This window comes from Lacinutrix sp. YIN62, assembly GCF_057219185.1.
In genome coordinates this window covers 66,376-87,849 of sequence record NZ_JBXVVH010000003.1, presented here as the reverse complement: position 1 = coordinate 87,849, position 21,474 = coordinate 66,376, and the positions used below count along the sequence as shown (strand labels likewise).

General features: G+C 34.1%; 16 protein-coding genes. 6 read left to right on the top strand and 10 right to left on the bottom strand.

The window, feature by feature from the left end:
• Positions 1-36: 36 nt before the first annotated feature.
• Genes AC2D8I_RS02905 through AC2D8I_RS02885 form a run of 5 tightly spaced genes read left to right on the top strand, consistent with a single transcriptional unit; the run spans position 37 to position 4,873 of the window.
• Positions 37-1,335 (top strand): polysaccharide deacetylase family protein, encoded by a 1,299-nt coding sequence (locus AC2D8I_RS02905; protein ID WP_484704487.1) that lies wholly within the window; start codon positions 37-39, stop codon positions 1,333-1,335.
• Positions 1,328-2,014, top strand: a complete 687-nt coding sequence (locus tag AC2D8I_RS02900) for a YjjG family noncanonical pyrimidine nucleotidase (RefSeq protein WP_484704486.1) — start codon at positions 1,328-1,330, stop codon at positions 2,012-2,014. The genes AC2D8I_RS02905 and AC2D8I_RS02900 overlap by 8 nt, the downstream gene beginning before the upstream one ends.
• A 45-nt stretch (positions 2,015-2,059) precedes the next feature.
• Positions 2,060-2,629 carry a hypothetical protein gene (locus AC2D8I_RS02895; protein ID WP_484704485.1) on the top strand — a complete coding sequence of 190 codons (570 nt, stop codon included), beginning with the start codon at positions 2,060-2,062 and terminating at the stop codon, positions 2,627-2,629.
• A complete protein-coding gene (locus tag AC2D8I_RS02890) occupies positions 2,626-4,044 on the top strand; it encodes a DUF5723 family protein (protein ID WP_484704484.1) in 1,419 nt (472 codons plus the stop codon). Before AC2D8I_RS02895 ends, AC2D8I_RS02890 begins: the two co-directional genes overlap by 4 nt.
• Positions 4,031-4,873, top strand: a complete 843-nt coding sequence (locus tag AC2D8I_RS02885) for a hypothetical protein (RefSeq protein ID WP_484704483.1) — start codon at positions 4,031-4,033, stop codon at positions 4,871-4,873. Before AC2D8I_RS02890 ends, AC2D8I_RS02885 begins: the two co-directional genes overlap by 14 nt.
• A gap of 5 nt (positions 4,874-4,878) precedes the next feature.
• On the opposite strand, the gene AC2D8I_RS02880 is transcribed toward AC2D8I_RS02885, so the two are convergent.
• Positions 4,879-6,156, bottom strand: a complete 1,278-nt coding sequence (locus AC2D8I_RS02880; RefSeq protein ID WP_484704482.1) for a replication-associated recombination protein A — start codon at positions 6,154-6,156, stop codon at positions 4,879-4,881.
• A gap of 137 nt (positions 6,157-6,293) precedes the next feature.
• On the opposite strand from AC2D8I_RS02880, the gene AC2D8I_RS02875 reads away from it, so the two are divergent.
• Entirely contained in the window at positions 6,294-7,037 is a 744-nt protein-coding gene (locus tag AC2D8I_RS02875; protein ID WP_484704481.1) for a rhomboid family intramembrane serine protease, read from the top strand.
• Between the two features lies 1 nt (position 7,038).
• Here the strand turns inward: AC2D8I_RS02875 and rlmB are convergent, their stop codons facing one another.
• The 9 genes from rlmB to AC2D8I_RS02830 all read right to left on the bottom strand — a co-directional run bounded on the left by rlmB (position 7,039) and on the right by AC2D8I_RS02830 (position 21,300).
• Positions 7,039-7,773, bottom strand: a complete 735-nt coding sequence (rlmB, locus tag AC2D8I_RS02870) for a 23S rRNA (guanosine(2251)-2'-O)-methyltransferase RlmB (protein WP_484704480.1) — start codon at positions 7,771-7,773, stop codon at positions 7,039-7,041.
• A gap of 75 nt (positions 7,774-7,848) precedes the next feature.
• Positions 7,849-8,730, bottom strand: coding sequence for a hypothetical protein (locus AC2D8I_RS02865; RefSeq protein ID WP_484704479.1), 882 nt, complete (start codon positions 8,728-8,730; stop codon positions 7,849-7,851).
• A gap of 25 nt (positions 8,731-8,755) precedes the next feature.
• Entirely contained in the window at positions 8,756-9,583 is an 828-nt protein-coding gene (locus AC2D8I_RS02860) for a hypothetical protein (RefSeq protein ID WP_484704478.1), read from the bottom strand.
• Positions 9,584-9,600: 17 nt separating this feature from the next.
• Positions 9,601-11,085 carry a SusD/RagB family nutrient-binding outer membrane lipoprotein gene (locus AC2D8I_RS02855; protein WP_484704477.1) on the bottom strand — a complete coding sequence of 495 codons (1,485 nt, stop codon included), beginning with the start codon at positions 11,083-11,085 and terminating at the stop codon, positions 9,601-9,603.
• Between the two features lie 20 nt (positions 11,086-11,105).
• Complete coding sequence (locus AC2D8I_RS02850) at positions 11,106-14,243, bottom strand: SusC/RagA family TonB-linked outer membrane protein (protein ID WP_484704476.1); 3,138 nt, start codon at positions 14,241-14,243, stop codon at positions 11,106-11,108.
• A gap of 526 nt (positions 14,244-14,769) precedes the next feature.
• Complete coding sequence (locus tag AC2D8I_RS02845) at positions 14,770-15,843, bottom strand: hypothetical protein (protein ID WP_484704475.1); 1,074 nt, start codon at positions 15,841-15,843, stop codon at positions 14,770-14,772.
• An 8-nt stretch (positions 15,844-15,851) separates the two neighbouring features.
• Entirely contained in the window at positions 15,852-16,661 is an 810-nt protein-coding gene (locus AC2D8I_RS02840) for a hypothetical protein (RefSeq protein WP_484704474.1), read from the bottom strand.
• Positions 16,662-16,673: 12 nt separating this feature from the next.
• Positions 16,674-18,194, bottom strand: a complete 1,521-nt coding sequence (locus AC2D8I_RS02835; RefSeq protein WP_484704473.1) for a SusD/RagB family nutrient-binding outer membrane lipoprotein — start codon at positions 18,192-18,194, stop codon at positions 16,674-16,676.
• A gap of 4 nt (positions 18,195-18,198) precedes the next feature.
• On the bottom strand, positions 18,199-21,300 hold the full coding sequence (locus AC2D8I_RS02830) for a SusC/RagA family TonB-linked outer membrane protein (protein WP_484704472.1): 3,102 nt from the start codon (positions 21,298-21,300) through the stop codon (positions 18,199-18,201).
• Positions 21,301-21,474 lie beyond the last annotated feature (174 nt).

Genomic DNA, 21,474 nt, shown 5'->3' with positions numbered 1-21,474 from the left:
TAAAGTAATATTGCTTCGTTGCAATTAACTTAATTTATGCTTTTAATTTACTCACATAAAATTACACCAAGATTAAAGTATACCTTTAAACAAATTTGTACTAGAATTATTGGGATTCCTGTTCGTTTTACTACGACTATAGAAGATTTTATTGCTCATAATAGTTTAAAAATCTCTTATACTAGGCAGCCACTTAGCAATGAGTTGTTTATATTTTCACATGAACTGTTATTTGAGCAAGGTTTAAACGATTTGGATATAAATGTTACCAACTGGGAAGAAACCAAATGCTTTTTTGGAAATATAGGACAAGGCGCATTGCCTTTCGACATCTTTGCCGCTTCTTTTTATTTGTTAAGTCGTTATGAAGAATATCTACCACATGTAAAAGATGAGTATGGCCGCTTTATGGCTGAAGAGAGTTTAGCTTATAAATTTAATTTTTTAAAACAGCCTGTAGTAGATATTTGGGCATTTAAATTTCGAGACCTTTTAAAAACACACTATCCAAATTTCGAGTTTTTAGAACGTCGTTATGCTATTTCTCCAGTACTAGATGTCCCTATGGCATATAAATATAAGTTAAAGGGGATTATGAGAACTATTGGTGGGACCTTAAAGGATGGTTTAGGGTTTAAGTTTAGAGCACTTTATATGCGTTATGCCGTATTGTTTGGCTTAAAAAACGACCCTTTTGATTCTTTTAAATATATTATAAATAGGCAAAAACAATCTAAACATAAGTTTGTTGTTTTTTTTCTAATAGGTGATTTTACAACTTATGATAAAAATGTAAATGTGCACAAACGTAAGTTTGTCTCTTTAATAAAACACGTTTCAGATTATTGTAAAATAGGACTTAAAGCGAGTTATTTTGCATTAGAGGATAGAGCGCTTTTGAAAAAAGAAAAATTGAGAATGGAAGCCATCACAAATAACGCGCTTTCTGCATCAAGACAGTCTTTTTCAAAATTGAATCTTCCAGAATCATATAGGAATCTTGTCGAATTGGAAATTCCAGAAGACTATACAATGGGCTATATTAATCATATCGGTTTTAGAGCAGGAACATGTACACCTTTCTTTTTTTACGACTTGGATCATGAAATACAAACTCCTTTAAAAATTAATACGTATCATTTATTAGATTATGCTTTATTGAAAACCCAATCTCTCTTAGATAAAAAACAGGTTTTAAACGAAGTCATTTCTGAAGTAAAAAAGGTTAATGGTACATTTGTTTCTGTTTTTCATAATTATACCTTTGGAAATGTTGAAAGGTGGAAAGGCTACAAAGAATTGTTTAATATTATTTTAGAATCTACAAATGACTAATAGCATAACCGATATTTTTTTTGATTTAGATCATACCCTTTGGGATTTCGATAAGAACTCAAAATTAACCTTCGAGATCATTTTTAAACGAAATGAAATTAACGTACCTGTAGCTGTTTTTTTAGAGCATTACGAACCTATAAATTTAAAATATTGGAAGCTTTATCGTGAAGAAAAAATTAGTAAAGAGGGGCTAAGATTTAATAGATTAAAGGATGCTTTTAACGCTATTGAAGTTAATATAGATGCAGCGACTGTAAATAAACTTTCAGAGGATTACATTACTTATTTAACAACTCATAATCATGTTTTTGATGGTACTATAGAACTTTTAGAATATTTAAAGCCTAATTATAAGTTGCATATTATAACCAACGGTTTTGAAGAAGTACAACTACATAAATTAGAAAAATCTAAAATTGCAGATTATTTCGAAACAGTCACCAATTCTGAAATGGTTGGCGTAAAAAAACCAAACCCTAAAATGTTTTATTATGCTTTAGATTTAGCAAAAACAACAAAGGAAAAGAGTGTAATGATCGGAGATGATATTGAGGCTGATGTTCTTGGAGCATTAAACATAGGATTAGATGCTATTTGTTTTAATTATCGTAACTTAGAGCTAGACCCCAACATAAAACAAGTTAGGACGCTAAAGGAAATTAAAGATTTTTTATAATACGAATTGTGTTTTTAACGTTTTATTGTCACGTAAGTAAAAAATATGAAAACGTTAAAGACTATATTTATTGTTATACTACTCAGTTTAGGGAGTTCTGCTTGTGTTAAAGATGTCGATTTTGAACAAGCAGAAGAAATTATACTTACTCCTGCAATAGAAACTAGTCTGATATTTTTTGATGTATTTGCACCTTCTTTTATTGATATTAATGATATAGAAGCTGGTTCTATTCAAACTTCTGTTGTACTAGAGATTTTTAATGATGAGTTTTTAATTGATAACCTTCAAAAAGCTATTTTTAAATTTGAAACAACAAATTCAATAAATAGAGGATTTGAAGCCAGAGTCGATTTTTTAAACGCAACCGATGAATTGCAATATACGATACTGTTTAATGTGCCTACTTCAGTAGATAATGTCCCTGTTTTAAGTGAAGAAATTGAAGTTTTTGAAGCTGATAATTTGGAAGCTTTAAAAACAACAAACAAATTAATATTAACCTTTACACTGCTTCCAAGTGACGATGGTTCTTCATTAAATAGCAATTCACCAGGCGCATTGCGTTTAAGATCTAATGGGGTTTTCTTTTTTCGAATAAATACTTCTGAATGAGAAAAACAGCCCTCTTGTTCTTTTTAACTACTTGTATTTGTTTTTCTCAGAACAAACAATTACTGTATGGGTTTACAGAGATCCCTCAGGCACTATTAATTAACCCTGGAGCAGCAGTCGAAAATGATTGGTATTTTGGAATGCCTCTATTATCTCATATACACGCTAATATAGGTCTGTCTGGACTTTCTGCATATGATCTTTTTGCAAAAGATGGTCGTGATTTTAATTCAAAATTACGGAATGTTGTTTATAGTATGAATAACAAGGATGTTTTTGCAATAAATCAACAATTGGAAATCCTCTCAGGCGGTTTTGCTTTTGGTAGTAGTCATGAAAAAAATCAATACCTTTCTTTCGGGTTATATGAAGAGTTGGACGTTTTTGTTTATTTTCCTAAAGACTATGCCGTTTTGGCTTATGAAGGGAATTTTAATAATATAAATAGAACCTTTGACCTCAGTGATTTAAATGCAAATGGGGAATTAATTTCTGTGTTACATGTTGGCTACAATAAAAAGACAAGTGAAAAATTAACCTTTGGAGTGCGAGGGAAAATCTATTCTAGTATTATAAACGTGAATGCAACCCAAAATAAAGGAACGTTTGTAACAGTACCAGGAACAAATAACATTTATAATCATCTCTTTAATCTAGATTTAGAAGTTAAAACTTCAGGGTTAGCAAGTTTAGATAATGATGACAATTCTGAATTTAAGGATGATATTTCAATATTACGAAAAAGAATATTATTTGGAGGGAACATAGGATTTGGGATAGACTTTGGATTCACCTATAATCTAAAGGACAATTTAAGTATAGATGCTAGTATCCAGGATATTGGGTTTATAAGGCATAAAAAAGATGTAGAAAATCATAAATTAAATGGCTATTATGAATTTGAAGGGGTTAATCCTCTTTTTGAGGAGGTACTTCAAGGACAGACAGCACAAGATTATTGGGACGAAATAGCGAACGAATTTGAAGATTTATTCGAAGTTAAAGAAGAGAATAAAGAATATACAACCTGGCGGCCAGTAAAATTAAATGCAGCAGTAAGATATGCTTTTGGTAAAGGGCTAGAAAATGAATGTGATTGTAGAAAAAATAAAAAAGAGTATAAGAACGAAATAGGACTGCAGTTATTTGCTATAAATAGACCCAAGGCACCTCAAGTGGCTTTAACGGCATTTTATTATAAACGCTTAAATAAGCGATTGCAAGCCAAAACCGCTTATACGATAGATTCATATTCAAAATCCAATATAGGATTTGGGATGTCATCATCTTTTGGACGGGTTAATTTCTATATGATGGTAGATAATTTATTAAAATTTGGGAATTTAGCAGAAGCACAAAGCTTATCTTTACAGCTAGGATTTAACTATATTTTTAAAAAGAATGAAAACGAATAAATTTTTTTTTGCCTTCTTGGCTTTCTTTATAATTTCAATACTACCTGCTCAAACAAATCTAAACGATTATAAATACATTATCGTACCCAATAAATTTGAGTTTTTAAACGAAACAGATAAATATAAGTTAAACACTCTAACTAAATTATTGTTTGAAAAATATGGCTATTTAGCGATTATGAAGGGGGAAGCTTTACCTGAAGATATCATTAATAATGGATGCCTTGCTTTAAACTCAGAGGTTTTAAAATCCTCTGGAATATTTAAAACAAAACTTAGAATTGAATTAAAAAATTGTAGGGGAGAAGTTGTATACACTTCCGAAGAAGGAATCTCAAGAGAAAAAAAATACAAAGTAGCTTATAATCAAGCTTTAAGAGCTACTTTTGAGTCTTTCGGGACATTTGATTATAAATATGAGCCTAGTGATAAAACAACACGTATTTCTTCTACTGTTTCAAATGTAAACATTGAAAAACAAGAAGAGATAGAGTTGTTAAAACAAGAAATAGCGGCTCTTAAAGAAAATCAAAGTAACACGAAACAACAGCTTACTAGTGCAGTGCATACAAAGCAAGATATAGAAACGATAGCGCCTCCAGTAAATATGGCTAGATTAGCTGTACTTTATGCTCAGCCTATACCTAATGGTTTCCAATTGGTGGATACCACGCCTAAAGTTATTTATACAATCTATACCTCCGGACGAAAAGACGTTTACATAGTAAAAGGAGTAGACGCTATCATCTATAAGGAAAATAATATTTGGGAAATAGCAGAGCAAAAGGATGGTATTATAAAGGTAGATACTCTAAATATTAAGTTTTAAACCTTTTAATATCCGTATTTTTCTTTCCAACGGAGTTTTAAAAACTGACGTTGTGCATTTTCTCTCGAATTATCCCCTGGGTCATATAATTTGGTGTTCTTAATGGCTTCCGGTAAGAACTCCTGTAAAGCGAAATTATTTTCATAATCATGAGAATATTTGTAATCTTCACCATAACCAATGTCTTTCATTAATGTTGTAGGTGCATTTCTAATGGATAATGGAACAGATAAATCTCCAGTGTTTTTAACTAATTGTTGTGCTTTTCCTATGGCCATATAGGCCGCATTACTTTTTGGAGAACAAGCTAAATAAGTAGCACATTGACTTAAAATAATCCTTGATTCTGGGTAGCCTATGGTTGCAACAGCTTGAAAGGTCGTATTGGCCATAACCAAAGCTGTTGGGTTAGCATTTCCAATATCTTCACTAGCAAGAATAAGTAATCGTCTTGCTATAAATTTTACATCCTCACCACCTTCAACCATTCTAGCTAAATAATAAATAGCGGCATTCGGGTCACTACCTCTAATAGATTTTATAAATGCGGAGACAATATCATAATGTTGTTCACCAGTCTTATCATACCGTACCGTATTGTTTTGTACTTTGTCTAAAACACCAGCATTGGTTATTGTCACACTATTGCTACTTTCTGAGTTGATAATGAGTTCAAAGATGTTTAAAAGTTTTCTCGCATCACCTCCAGAAAGCCGCAGTAACGCTTCTGTTTCTTTAAGCACTATTTTTTTCTTTAATAACTCACTATCAATTGTAATAGCTCGATTTAAAAGCGCTTCGAGTTCTTTTTTTTCAAAAGGTTTTAATATATAAACCTGACAGCGTGACAATAAAGCAGGAATAACTTCAAAACTAGGATTCTCTGTTGTAGCTCCAATTAGTGTAACCCAGCCTTTCTCTACGGCTTGTAGTAAAGAATCTTGTTGGGACTTACTAAAACGGTGTATTTCGTCTATAAAAAGAATAGGGTTTTTAGTCGTAAACAAGCCACCGCTTTGCTTTGCTTTTTCTATAACTTCACGAACTTCTTTTACACCAGAGCTTATAGCGCTTAACGTGTAAAATGGGCGTCCAGATTCGGTAGCAATAATATTCGCTAGAGTTGTCTTGCCAATACCAGGAGGCCCCCAGAGTATAAGAGAAGGGATTAAACCTTGTGCTATTTGTTTTGTTAGTGTCCCGTCTTTACCAATTAAATGCGTTTGGCTCATATAATCGGACAGCTTTTTTGGTCTTAATCGTTCTGCTAATGGTGCATTCATAAAACAAAATTAAAGTAATTATTCATAAAACAATTTAGATATTTGAAATATGACCTTTTTTATTTTTAAAAATCCGATTGACTGCCATTGTTGCGTAAAAAAGAACATTGGTCGCTAATTTGTATATTTAGTAGCATATGAGTAAAGCGCAAGAATATTTCAAATTTTCAAACGATGTAGTAGTATACCCCATATTGTTTGTGTTAATACTATGGTCTGTATTTGTTTTCGAAATACGTTTCGGCTATCGTTTTAACAAATATGGAATTTATCCACAAACACTTAAAGGGCTTAGAGGAATATTATTTAGTCCTTTTATACATTCTGGAATTAAACACTTGTATTCCAATACAATTCCATTAGTTGTGTTATCATCTGCATTGTTTTATTTTTATAAGCAAATCGCTTGGAAAGTAATAATTTATGGAATTTTAATTTCAGGACTTATAACATGGGCCATTGGTCGACCTTCTTATCATATTGGTGCAAGTGGATTAATATATGTGTTGTTTAGTTTTAATTTTTTTAAAGGCGTATTAACAAAACATTACAGACTTGTAGCTTTATCTTTACTCGTTATTTTTATTTACGGAAGTATGTTTGTATATGCACTTCCAATAGATGAAAAAATATCTTGGGAAGGCCATACTGCTGGACTACTAACAGGCTTATTATTTGCCATATTGTTTAAAAGGAAAATTGCAAAACCCAAGAAATATGTATGGGAAAATGAAAATTATAATGAAGAAGATGACGAGTTTCTAAGGCATTTTGATGAGCATGGCAATTTTATAGAAAATATTGAGAATAAAAAGGATGTTGAGAGTATAGAACAATCAAATTTTAATATTAATTACACGTTTAAGGAAAACAAAGATTAAGCTATAAACGTTGCCTTAAAGCTTCGTATAAAAAAGCGCCACAAGCTACAGATACGTTTAAAGATTCAATATCTCCTAATAAGGGAAGTTTCGCTTTAGCATCAGCTAATTTCAAAACAGAAGGATTTATACCTCTACCTTCAGACCCCATTATTATAGCACAAGGCGTTTTAAAAGAAACATCATAAATGGTATTGTTGGTTTTCTCTGTTGCTGCTATTACTTGTATTCCTGAAGCTTGTAAGAGAAACATTGCGTCTTTTATATGGTCAACTTTACAAATAGGAACCTTAAAAACAGCCCCAGCACTAGTTTTTATAGTATCGCCATTTACAGGAGCACCGCCTTTTTTTTGAACTATAATGCCGTGTACCCCAGTGCATTCAGCTGTTCTAATAATAGCCCCAAAATTTCTAACGTCACTCAATTGATCCAATAGTAGGAATAGGGGAGTCTTGGTCGTTTCAAGTGTTTTTTCTATTAAGCTTTCTAGATCATAAAATGAAATAGGTGATATTTGGGCGACAACACCTTGGTGATTGTTTTTTGTTAACCTATTTAGTTTTTCAACAGGGACATAAGAAGAGTTGATCCCTTTCTGTCTAAGTAACGTTTCTAACTCTAAAAAAAGCGAACCTTTTAGTCCTTTTTGTAGAAATACTTTGTCTATAGTTTTTTCTGCTTTTATAGCTTCTATGACAGCTCTTAAACCAAATAATTGTGTGTTGTTTTCCATTGCTGCAAAGGTATAAAAAAAGAGGCTGATAAAAATCAGCCTCTTTTAAATATTTATTTAGTTTTTGTTTAATAATTAAAGAGGAGTTACTGTGTACTCATACCCATTTTGCACTTCTACTGTTGCAATAAATAAACGGTTCCCTTGAGAAGTATTTCCAGGTGTACTTAAAGTATAACTATTAGGATAGCTAAGAGTCGTTTCGTCTAAAAAGTATTCTTGACTATAAGTTAACTTTAAAGGAATAGGATTTGCTAAACCTAGATCTTGAAAAGGGTTCTCATATAGATCTGCTGCAATTTTATAAGTTCCATCAGGTAATCCAGAAATCGAACCTACTTCAGGACAGTCAGATGTAGCCGCAATGAAAGTTATTTGTACATCATTCTCATCATATAATATTAAATCCATATCAATTGGGCAGAAACTATCAATTGTAACACCATTTTGAGAAACACTTCCATCCCAAGATAAAACTAGGTCCAAGACATTGTTAACGTAATCATCAGTGATGTTTACATTGAATGAGAATGGGATCAAGTTTGAATATTCATCTGTAGATACAGCTGTAATAGTAAATGACTCATCTTCTTCAATATCTCCAGATTGTAAGACAACAACTTCTGCTGTAGCAGAAGTGCTTCCAGCTGAAATAACAAGAGTATGGTCAATAGTGAAATCAACACCTTCTGTTGCATCACCAGCTGTTTGTTCGAACAAAACAGGGAAATCTAATTCTTGAGGTTCTTCAATGCTAGCTGTAAGTGTATAAGTAACTTCGCCATCATTTTCCATAACAGTAACATCATTTTCCTCTACAGATACCGTTATGTCTACAGGAGTATAAGGTACTGCTGCTACTGCTTCAAAATCATCATCTTCACAAGATGTGAACGCTGTTAATAATAGCGCAGATAATGATAAAAATTTAATAGAATTTTTATATATATTATTCATTAGTATTTAATTTTTAATTTTTAATTTAGTTAGTAGGAGTATATGTATATACTTCTGTAGAATTGTCTATTACAACATCACTATCTGGCGTTGTACTACTAAATATTTGATATCCATTTATAGTAATAACTCCAGTAACAGGATCAACAATTCCTGAGCCTACTACTAAATTACTACCAGCATTAACGATAGTGTTAATTTCTATAACTCCACATGTGTCTGTAAACTCGTATGGTAAAGCATTACCACCTAATTCTACACCAGGCAGTACATTACATGCATATAGACCAGAAGATATTTCTGTAATAGTTGCGTCAGGGAAATTAGTACCACTAGCTGTGTATTCTCCAGCTAAATCTGAATTACATAAATAAGATACTTTTATGGTTACAGAACCTGTTCTTCCACTTGGAATAACACCATTACCACCAGTAGCATCAACGATATCAAGAATTAAACTAAAACTACTCGGAGCGGTTATACTACTGTCATCAGAAAGAATTGTGAACGGTACTTCAGCTGTGAAATCAGAATCAGCTGATAACGTTAGTGACGTTGTTGATAATTCATAATGCACACCAGCTATAGCTGTTGATTCTTCATTTACTGAAATTGTAACTTGAGCATCTTCAGTAATAGCAGCACTATTAGGGCCAACGATATTAATTGTAGATGTAAAATCATGGCTGCCAGTGGATTGTGTTACAGCGGCATTGCTTGTTGCAGAAGTAAATCCTACTAAATCTGGAGTAGAACTAATAATTTCATCTGTCATCACTTCATCATCTACAAGACACGATGTAAATGATAGTGATAACATCATTAAGATTAAAAATTTATTTATTGTTTTCATATTTATTTTTTTAAAATTTAATTAGCCCAAAAGATCTTATCTGTGAATACATTTGGTTGCGTTGGTACATTTGCACCGTTCCCAGAGATTTCCGTAGCAGGGTAAGCTAATCTTACGGGTCTCGTTGGTTCTGGAGATGCTAAAGAGATTGGTAAATTTGAAGGATATCCTGTTCTACTAAAGTCATACCAGCTTTGTGCAGCATCAATACCGTTTAGAGCAATCCATTTTTGAGTAATAATAGCCTCTAATTTATCAGAACTTGAAGCCCAGTTTACTAAATCAATTGGTTGAGAGAAATAACTAGCTGCATCTGGAGCACCTAAATAATCGAAAGAAGCGCTAATACCATTTTCGTAATGCTGTTGTGCATTAGGTAAATAAGTTTTTAATGCTGCTTCAGCTTGTAAGAATTCTGCCTCTGCTAAAGAAAAGATAACTGAATTCTGTTCAGCATCTTTTAAAAGGCCAGGACCTATGTTTGAAACAAAAGGCTCAGTTAATGCTCCTCCTGGAGGATAAGCAGATAACCCTTGCTCAACACCAAGGTGTCCTGTTTCTGGTTTTTCATAAATATAGTCAATACGAGCGTCATTAAAATCGGTCAATAAGTCTAAAACAAATGGTGTTGCAGAAGTTGCAAAAAAGTTGTTTACATATTCACCAGCTGTAGTTTTACCATAGTAACCCCAAAAAGGGTTTTGCTGATCTTCTTGATCTGTATACCCTGGATTAGCAATAGCATTAGTTGTAATGTAACCAGACCCTTCATTCGCTATTTTTTGGAATTCTTGAGTGATATAACCTGTTCTACCAGAAATATCAGATTGTCTAACTAAAATTCTCAACTTTACAGTATTTGCAAATTTCTTCCATTGGTTCATATCTCCACCAAACATAATGTCTGCTACACCAGGATTAAGTACATTAGAGTTTGCACTACCAGTATTAATTAAAGTAATAGCATTGTCCAATTGAACAATTAAGTCCTCATAAACAGTTAAAGCATCATCAAAAGCAGGGGTTGGATTATCTCCTCTCTGTAAGGCTTCAAAATAAGGAATATCACCAAAAGTGTCTACTAAGATTTGGAAGTGATATGATTTCATTATTTTTGAAATCGCTTTATAATACTCATAATTTTCATCGTCAACATCCATCGTTTGATACTGTTTCAAAGCATTTTGATATTGATAATTCCAAATTGTTGAATAAAAAGTAGAGTTTACTGTGTACTCAAATTCACTTTGATACCAAGAGAACCCGTCAGATTGACTCCAGTTGTACATCATAAGGTTTCCAAGAGTATTTAATCTTCTAGCTCCTCCAGGAGGAGTAGTAATTGTATAAGCCGAGTAACGTTGTGCTACGGGTAGCAATAAGTCAGGCGATGCTGTTAGTGGATTATTTGGGTCTGTATTGACATCCAAAAAATTATCACTACAACCAAATGTAATAACCGAAACCATTACAATTGAGAATAATTTAAATATATTTTTCATTTTCAAGATTGTGTTTAAAATTAAAATTCAAGATTAAGGTTTACCCCAAATGATCTTGTTGGAGGAGATTGGAAAAATCCACCGATACCTATACCGTTTCCTGATGCATTAGCATTGTTAAATTCTGGATCAGAGAATCTGTTCTCTTCAGGTAACCAGGTAATTAAATTACGAGCGATAAGACCTATAGACAGTTTAGAGATGAATGCGTTATCTAATAATTTAGAAGGTAAATCATATTTTAAAGAAAGCTCTCTTAATTTTACGGCAGTAGCGTCTTTAACGTAATTTTCTTTAATGTCGTTATATGTATTAGTCCAGAAGTTTTGACGCCCTCCTGTTACTTGTATATTTGTGTTTTCAACATAATTAGGTTCTTCAGCACTACCTATGTTTACTACTGAATTAGGAAATACAAAATCTTGACGATTTGAAGATACACTTTCTTGAGATCTTCCTGTAAACTCCATAGCATCAGCTAATTGAGAAATGTATACGTGTCCTGTTCTGTAGTCCATAGTACCTGTTAACGTGAATCCTTTAAAGCTAAAAGAGTTTGTTAAACCAATAATATAATCTGGAGTTGTTTTACCTAAGTTTGTAAGTCCTCCAACTATTGGGTTTCCAGTTGATTCACTAACGATAACACGTCCTTGATCATCTCTTTCATAACCAACAGCTCTAATTTGAGGGAAATCCTCTCCAACAACAGCCCATAAACCAGAAGTTGCTGTACCTCCAATTTGTACTTGATCTAGACCGTCTTGTATAGACGTTACTTTATTTTCATTTGTTGTAAAGTTTACATTAAGATCCCAGTTAAAATCACCATCATTAACAGCTTTTACTGGTACCACTCCAAGTGTTAATTCAACACCAGAACCTTCAATAGAACCAATATTTGTAAGAATACTGTTAGACCCAGCAGATGGTGCTGTTGTAGCCGTTGTAATAAGATCTGTTGTCTCTGTTGTATAATAAGAAGCATTTAAGCTAACACGATTATTAAAGAATTCTAAATTCAATCCAAATTCATTAGTTAGAATTTTCTCTTTTTTAACATCTGAATCTACCGCTGTTCCTGATACTACAAAACCGTTAAGACCTGTTGATGAGTAAGGGAATCCAGCTTGTTGATTAAAAGTTTCATTAACTTGATAAGGACCAAGATCATTATATACAGTAGCATTACTATAGGTTAACTTTCCATAATTTAATGGTTCAAAATCTAACAAATCAGAAAACAAGAAAGACAAACCAAAAGAAGGATAGAAATAGCTGTTATTATCAGTGCTTAAAGTAGAAGTGTAATCTTGTCTACCTGAAAAACTTGCGAAAAGGAAGTTGTCATATCCAACTGTAAAATCACCAAAAAGACCATAAGTTCTTTTTACTCGTTCGTTAACAAATGCACCACCAGCAAGTCCTCCAGCTAATTGACCAGTTGTGTTTGAAAGATCATAAAATCCAGGAATACTTAAATTATTTGCTTGATATGCACTTTCTCTGAAAGTTTGTGTTAAACTAGTAGCACCTAAAATAGCTTTTAATGTAAAATCTTCAGATAAATTGAAATCACTTTGAGCTAAAAAGTCAGTAGTGTAGTCAAAACTTTGAGCTTCATAATCTCGTACGAATGAAGACACAGGATCAGGACGTCCAGCAGTCTCTATATATGCACTGTTTGGAAGATAGTTTTGAGCATCTCTGTATTCTTTACCTATTTGATTGAAGCTATTAACACCAAAACGACCTGTTAGTTTTAACCATTCAGTAACTTCCCAATCAGCATTCATGTTCGCTACCAAACGATTCGTATTGTCTTTGTCTCTATTTGTGTCAACTGCCCAATAAGGATTTTGATAGTATGCATTATACCATCCATTAGGAGAAGCATATAAATCATTTCTCCAATCTTTGTAATTACTTAAAGGAATATTTGCTGAAGTATTAAGGATAAACCAGTATAATGGTCTATCTTGAGAACCTATGGTTTGTCCTGCTAAATCAGATTCATCAGTTGTAAAACTTGAATTGATACCTAACTTAAGTTTTCCCATTTGTCTGCTAGCATTCACTCTAAAAGTATTTCTAGTATAACTATCATTTGGTACAATACCTTCGGTCTCTAATTTACCAAAAGACATATAAAACCTGTTTTTTTCATCACTACCTGATAAATATACAGTATTACTTATAGAACTTCCAGTTTCATAAAAATCTTTCAAATTATCTTTTACAGGAGCATAAGGTAACGTTTGATAAGTTCCATCATCAAATATTGGACCAACTCTTCTTGTTACACCGTCAAACTTAGGTCCCCAGTTTGTATTTTCATAAGGATCGTAACTCCCTTGCCAACCTGTACCATATTGTTCTTGAAAATCGGGCATGTATGCAACTTCCTCTGAAGTGTACGACGAGTTAATACCTATTGTGAAAGCATCACCTTTCGTTCCAGATTTAGTTGTAATAAGAAGTGCTCCATTGGCAGCTCTAGATCCGTAAAGAGCTGCTGCAGTAGCTCCTTTTAGAGTTGTAATACCTTCGATATCATTTGGGTTCAATTGATCAAAAGCACCTTGTGTAGATATAGACCCATCAATTACAATCAAAGCAGAGTTAGATTGAGTTATTGAACGAAGACCACGTAGTAAGATTTGCGTAGATGGCTTAACACCATTATTCTGAACATTAATTTGTAAACCAGCAACTTTACCAGCTAAGGCAGATGCAGCAGATTGCGGTTGAATAGCTAAAAGCTTATCGCTATCTACGTTTTCGGTTACATAGGAAGTTTCTCGTTTTTCTCTCTTGATTCCTAATGCTGTAATTACAACTTCTTCAATAGCCGTAACATCAACTTCCATATTAAAACTGATATCGTTAGAAGAGGCTTCTACTGTTTTATCTACAGTTTTGTAACCAACAGAAGAGAATCTAATAATATCACCAGTGTTTGCCGGGATTGAGGAGTAGTTTCCATCGAAATCTGTTTGGGTACCAGTACTTGTACCTACAACAACAACATTTACTCCAGGCATCGGCAATCCGTTTTCATCGGATATCGTCCCTGAAATTGATTTTTCTTGTGCGAACGTTAGCTGCACAACAAACGCTAGAAACAGCGTTAAAATTCCACTAAACTTTGTTTTCATTTTATAATTTATTTGAATTAGTCTAGGCCAAAAATCCTAATTTAATGTTAATAAAACAATTTTTTCTTTACATTTTTTTAACGAAGAGTGTTAATTTATGCAATAAGCATCAGTAATGCGCCTAAAACTAATGAGATTCGGGGTTTGTTAAAGTTTTTGTTAGAAGGGTAATTATTGTGTGGCAAGCAATAATATGTTGATACATAGTACCGAAAGAAGGTGTTTTTTTGTGTCTAAACAGCCGTGAATAGGTTAATGATTTTAAGGGGGGGAAAGATGTGTAGCTTGAGGAATTATTTTTTTTTAAAATTAAATGTTGATGGATTTAGCTTAATTTTAAGGGAATGTTTGATTCTCTAAAAGAAGTAAAATTTTAAAATATTTAAAAATAACGTGTAGCTGTTTTTATTTAGTTGTATTTCAGGGTTTTGGTTTGGGTTTTGTGAAATAAGATGCTTTCTGTAAAAGCGTCATCAAAAGAGGTGTTTTGATGACGCTTTTTGAGTCTTAAAGAGGTGTTTTTAATTTACAGTTTTAGCTTCTTTTTGTCTTCGATTGAAATTCTGTTATTTGTTTTTCCTGAAGTAAGTAAAATGTCGTTTTGATCTTTTATTGTGTATGTAGCTCCATTTTTTTGAATGAAAAAAGAGGTGATTGCATTTGAGTTACCATCATCAAGCCCTCCATCATTTATTGGAAATAAGGTGGTGAGATCTATAGTTTCAGAGAACGTATTTTCTTTTTGAAATTCAATCATAACAGGGATGTTACCTGTTGCTATATTAGCATTTGTGGTCCAAAGACTGGCATCTATTCGGTACAAGGCGTCTGGTGCGTCTGAAGGTATGATTAGCGTTTCAGGGCAGTCCTCATAACTAAAAGAAATTAAAGTATTGTCCATATATAATTCTAGATCTAAATCAATTCCAAGGTTTATGTCACATACATCTGTTGTACCTAGGTAATCGCCGTCCCATTTTAATGTCGTTTTCAAATCTTTCACAGGCGAGTCTTCTATAGTTATTGTTATTATTTCATTAATTGTTGCGCTAAGGTTTGATGTGGAACTAATTCTTAGTTTGACTGTGTTAGTGCTGTTTTCAAGAAGATTTCCATTTGTAGGGATGTTTAATTGTAGGCTTTCAGAAAAGGGTTCATAGCATGTGTAGTACCCTGATCCTCCTAAATACCCATATGAAAACTCTCCTCCTCCGAACCAACTGCGGTACATATTGCCTGATAATTCATTACATGATGTGGGGCTGAAATTAGCCTCGTCCGGATGTATTGGAAAATGAATGTTGTCCAAAGTAAATAAATCAAAGCCATTACCATTTAATACTTCTCCTATTGGCTGTGGATTATTATTTTCGTCTAATAAATCTATTCTAAGATCAATTTTATTGTTGATCGGATATTCTACAGTCATGTTGAATACAGCGGTTTCGCCTTCAGTAACTGTAACCGAATTGTTTAAAAGTGTTATTGATGGTTTGCCTTCTTTTTCTATAGTATCATCATTATCTTCACAGGAATTTAATGTGATGCAGCTAGCAATTAATATCGCTAGCGTTATTGGTTTTAATAAAGTAGTTCTCATATTATTTTTTATTGAGGTGTGTAAATAGAGCTTCCTAAATCGAACCAAATGTCTTCAGGGTCAATAGTGTCTCCATTATATATGATTAAATTGTCTATAGTAATTTGACCTGTGGTTTCGTTAATTGAAACATCGCCGGATATGGCGGTAGCTCCTTCCCATTCAGTAAGTGTGATGTCTCCGCAAATATCTACTAGAGTCATTGAGACAGGATTGATTCCGCCTCCAGTTCCAAGAAATGGCATTGTGAAAGTGAAATTATTTGGAGTTGTTTCTGTGAAATCGGTGATGCCGTTTGCTCCAGAAGGTAAATCAGGATTCGTATAGATGCCACCTAAATTTGATTTGCAGCCAATGAATATGATTTTTAAGGAGCTTTGAGCTTCTGTAGTGCTAACTGATGGGTTGGGTTTTAATCTTAAAATAAGCTCTGTAGGATTGTCTATATTAAAACTTCCAGTATTTACTTCCATTAAAAGATTGCCAAAATCTCTATGAGAAGGGAGTAAAATACTTGTTGAGTTTAGGTTAAATTCAACCCCTTGTTGTGCTGTGCTAGAAGGATCTATTTCAAAAGGTATTTCTAGATCTGTTTCTGTGAATCCTTTGCCTCCACCAAGATATAGCATGCGAAAGGTGTTCTCGACTACGCCTATATCTGTAAAATGACTTATTGTTTCTTGTGAGTTTTGAAAACCAACAACAATAGGGGTGTTAGCTTGATTAATTTCTTTTTCAGAAGGATCATCATCTACTAGACAGGCGGTCGCTAAAAAAGAAGATATAAATGCGATTAATAGTATTTGTATTTTTTTCATTTTTAGTTTTTTTTAGTTAATGTCCCAGAAAATATTAGTGTTAAATGCGGAGTCTACAGTTTGTCCAAATGGAGTGACATTTTCTGAATTACCTGTGTATTCTGAGGTGGGATATAGTAATCTGTAAGGTCTATTGGGTCTGGTTGCTATTACGGGTAGTGGCATGTTGCTAGGGAAGCCTGTTCGTGTGAATTCTATCCAGGTTTCTATGCCATTTGTGCCTCCTAAGTCTATCCATTTTTGTGTGATGATAGCTTCAAGTTTATTAGGAGTGCCTTCCCAGCCAATTTTATCTACGTTATCAGAGTCTGTAATGTAAGTTCCTGTTGATGCCCCAAGTCTAGTAAAGGAAGCCGTTATTGCTTCTTGGAATAATGTTTTTGCATTACCATTTGTTAAAAGGTTTTTATGTGTGGCTTCAGACTGTAGAAATAGGGCCTCGGAAGCGGTCATAATATAACCATCTTGCTGAGGAGAGGATAGTAGGCCTGGACCTATTCGAGAAGGTTGACCATTACCACCTTGTGTATTGCCTTGTATTGAGGTTTGGGAGCCTCTAACGGCATATAGTCTATTTAACCTGTCGTCAATTATGCCTGTTGTGGTGCCGTTAAGGTATTCTACTAAAAAGGTTGTAGGGCCAGCTCTTCTGTTAGAGAATGTGGCGCTACCATCAATACCGAAATTCCCTGCGGTGTAACCAAAAGTAGCTGCAAAAGGATTCATTTTGTCGTTTTGATCTGTGTAACCAGGATTAATAGTTACGTCTTCATTTGGGCCTAAAAACTCAGTGTTTGAGTTGTTTAGTAATGCAAACTCCTCGTTTACAAAAGTTGATATGGAGCTAGTAGTGGCGTAATCGTGGATGCGTAAAAGCATTCTTAGTTTTAAAGTGTTTGCAAATTTGATCCATTTGCTAGTGTCTCCATTCATAACCACATCGTTACTTCCTAGTGGAATTGCGGTTACTGTATCGGTATTGTTTATTTGATCTATGGCCTCGTTTATTTGTGTGATTAAGGCGATGTAAATTTCTTCTTGATTGTCATATTTAGGGAATAGGTTGCTTCCGCGTTGATGAATTTCTGAAAACGGAATGTCTCCATATAAATCAACTAAATATTGGAAAAAGAAAGCTCTGTATATTTTTGAAACAGCTTTATAATAATCGTAATTATCTGGGATTTCGCTGTCGATAATTTGTGTTAAATCACCTGTTCTTGCCATTAGGTTGTCCCAAATATTACTGTAGAAATCTGTCGATAATTGGTATTGAAATTCTATAAAGTATGGTGCTTGGACTTGCTGAGTGTTACCTGACCAAGTGGCTATCATTGTGTTTCCAAGCTCGTTCATTGTTGTGATAAGGGTGCTGGCAGGGATCGTTTGTGCTCCAGGTAGTATAACCTCTGGGCTAAGTTCGTTAATGATTACGCCATTTGGATCTTCGTTTACTAAAACATCTTCACAAGATGTTATAATTAAAGCTAAAGCAATGAAGAAGAGTGTGTATATGTTGTTTTCTGTTTTCATTTTTTTAGAAATTAAGTTTTACATTCATTGAGTAGAATTTAGTTGGAGGGGTTTGTCCGTAACCTCCTATGCCAGATCCAATTTCTGGATCGTTATAGTTTCTGTTTTCTTTAGGTGTAATTGTTAATATGTTTCTTCCGCTTATGCCGAACGATAAGTTTGTAAGAAAGATGTCTTTAAGCCAATCGCTTGAAACGGTGTAGCTAAGTGCTATTTCTCTTATTTTGAATGCGGTAGCGTCTAAGATGAAGTTTTCGTCTACCCCTAGGAAATTTGGGCTTTGGATGTACGATTGGTAAGCTCTGTACTGGTTTGAGGCACTGTAAGAAGGGCCTGTTAACACAGAGGTGTTGGTTTCTCCAGAATCTGCCACGGTTGAATTGGGGAGTATAAAGTGTCCGCGGCCATTTTCTGCTGTAATGAAAGAGCGTCCTTGTCCGGTTAAGTTGTTGTAAACACCCGAGTAGAAAACATGTCCAGTTCTATAGTCGGCAGTAGCGCTTAATCTAAGTCCTTTATAGGTGATTTCTGCTCCGAAATTTAGTATGTAATCGGGTGTTGTTTTTCCTAGTACTTTTAAACCAGAAGCGATTCTTGGCACTCCGTTATCATCTATAATAATACGTCCTTGTTCATCTCTTTCGTAGGCAGATCCTTTTATTAAAGGAAATTCTTCTCCTTCTACAGCAAATAGGTTAAGCGAGCCAGCTCTGTTGGTGATGGCGATTTCGTTAGAGGCATCTGTAACTTTGTTAACTATTGCTTTTTGCGTAGCATAACTAAAATTTAAATTTAATCTAAGATTGTCTGTTTTTATGGGGGTTAAACCTAGATCAAATTCAAAGGCATTGGTTTCTGTTTGGCCTACATTTACAAAGGCATTAAATACGCTTGTAGCGCTAGAAACAGATGTGTTTAATATCTGGTTGTCATTAGTGTAGAAGGAATAGCTGCCATCTAAAGTAATTCTTGGAGTGCCATTATGATTTAAGAGTTCCAAGTTTAAATTTGTTTCATAAGTACTAACGAATTCAGGTTCTATATTGTTGCTAGAAGTGGAAGTAGGGATGATAAAAGAGTTTGTGCCGTTTGGAAAAGGGAACCCAGCTGGTTGAACACCAATATCAAACAAGTCATGAGGGGCTAATGCGGATAAATTGGCAGTGCTTACATAGCCACCTGAGACTTTTATTTTGTGTAGCGTTTTACTCTTTATGCTAGGAAATGCTTTTGTTGGTATAAATGAAGCGCCTGCGGAGCCGTAGAAAAATCCAACAGATTTAGTTGTGCTTTCTGGAGTTTGTAGTCTAGAATCCCATTCTTGTCTACCGGTTAGGTTTATAAATAAATAATCTTTGTAGCTAAAATCTATGTTCGTGTATAAGGCTTGTAGAGAGTTTTTAAATCTAGGTGTTAGGTTGTCTTCATTAAACTGTATTCCGCTAGAGATGTTTTCAACGGTATACAAGCCAGGTAATGTTAAATCTGTCCCTGATGTGACTTGAGAAAAGCCTCTAGATTCTGTAGCATTAAGCCCTATTAGGGATTTTAGTCCAATATCATCTGTAAGTTTGTAGTTGAAATTGCTTATAAAGTCAAAATACAAGGTTCTGGTTTCGTTAAGAAAAACTTCTAGTTCAGATTGAATGTCTCTACCATCTCCTGTTACGGTATAGGCTTCTTGGTATTCGTTAATGTATGAGTAGCCTGAGCTGCTATTATTAACAATATTTCCTCTTACTAAAGAATTGATATTGTCATTAAATTTGTAGTTTATTTCTGAAGAAAAATCAGATCTAGTACTTCTGGATATTGTTCTTTGGTTGTCTCTTACCCAATATGGACTATTGCCAAAAGCGGTCCAGTGATCGGCATTGCTGCCTGATGAGAATTGAGAAATGTCAATATCGCTAGGTACTTGAGATAATTGGCCATAAACGCCATTAGATATATTTAGTTTTTCCGTTGTTATACGCGCGTTGGTTGAAACAAATAGCTTATTAAAGGTTTTTCCTGCGCTTGCAGCAAAAAAATCTTTTTTAAATTGATCGTCTCCAATAATACCATCGTTTTTTCTTCGATTAGCTGTTAGGGAATAAAATCCATCTTTATCTCCTCCGGCTACGGAAATTGTATTTTGTATAATGGTTCCTGTTTCAAAAAAATCTTTGATGTTGTCTTTTTTAAAAGCATAGGTTTCATATCTAAAATCATCCACTGTCGGGTAAGGTAAACCTACGGGTTGTGTTGAGCCATCATATTCAGGACCCCATGAGCCTTGATCAAAAGCGTCTATCTCTCCCCAATATCCTTTCCCGTAGCGGTCTTGTAGTTCTGGGAGGAAAGCAATGTCTTCAAAGGTAACAGTGCTGGATACATTTATATTTAATTTACCTTTGTTTTCGCTTCCTTTTTTTGTGGTCACGACTATTACGCCATCGCCTCCTCTTGAGCCGTAAAGAGCGGCTCCATTTGGTCCTTTTATAACATTGATGGATTCAATGATTTCTGGGTCGAGATCTGAGAGTATTCCAGCCGTTGAGATGACATTGTCTATTACAACTAAGGCTTCATTGCCTCCAGATATAGATCTTGTGCCTCTAAGTCTAATTTGGGTGGTTGGATTAACGCCAGTGTTGGTTGTGTTTATTTGTAGACCTGAGACCTTTCCTGTTAAGGATTGGACAGCATCAGGGTTGTTGGCGGCTACAATTTCTTCTGCTTTTACGTTTTCATAGGCTGTGGTTATTTCATCAGGCTTTCTTTTAATTCCAACAGCTCCTGTAATGAGAACTTCTTCTAGTGTGGAGGCTTCTTCGGTCATTGTGATATTGATTGTGTCAAGAGTGTCAATGACGTGTTCGATGGTTTTGAAGCCAAGTGAGGAAAAAATGACTGTAGCTCCAGTATTTACATTAAGATCGTATTTCCCATCAAAATTACTTTGTGTGCCGTTGCTCGTGTTTTTTTCTACAATGTTTACTCCTGGGAGAGGAATTCCATCTTCATCGGAAATTGTACCGGAAATTGTTTTTTCTTGTGCGAAGGATAATTGCACAGCTAACGCTAGAAATAGCGTTAAAATTACACTACTTTTTGTTTTCATAAGTGTTGCTAATGGTTTTAGTTTGAGGCGATTCAAACTTTAGATTTTAGGTGCAGAATATCGTTACTTAATATTTTGTTGTAAAAAAAATATTAAGTAAACAACTTAAAATCAGTTGTAGGGATATTGTTAGGTTTTAAAACTAGATCAGTTCTCAAAAGTGTAATGAAAATT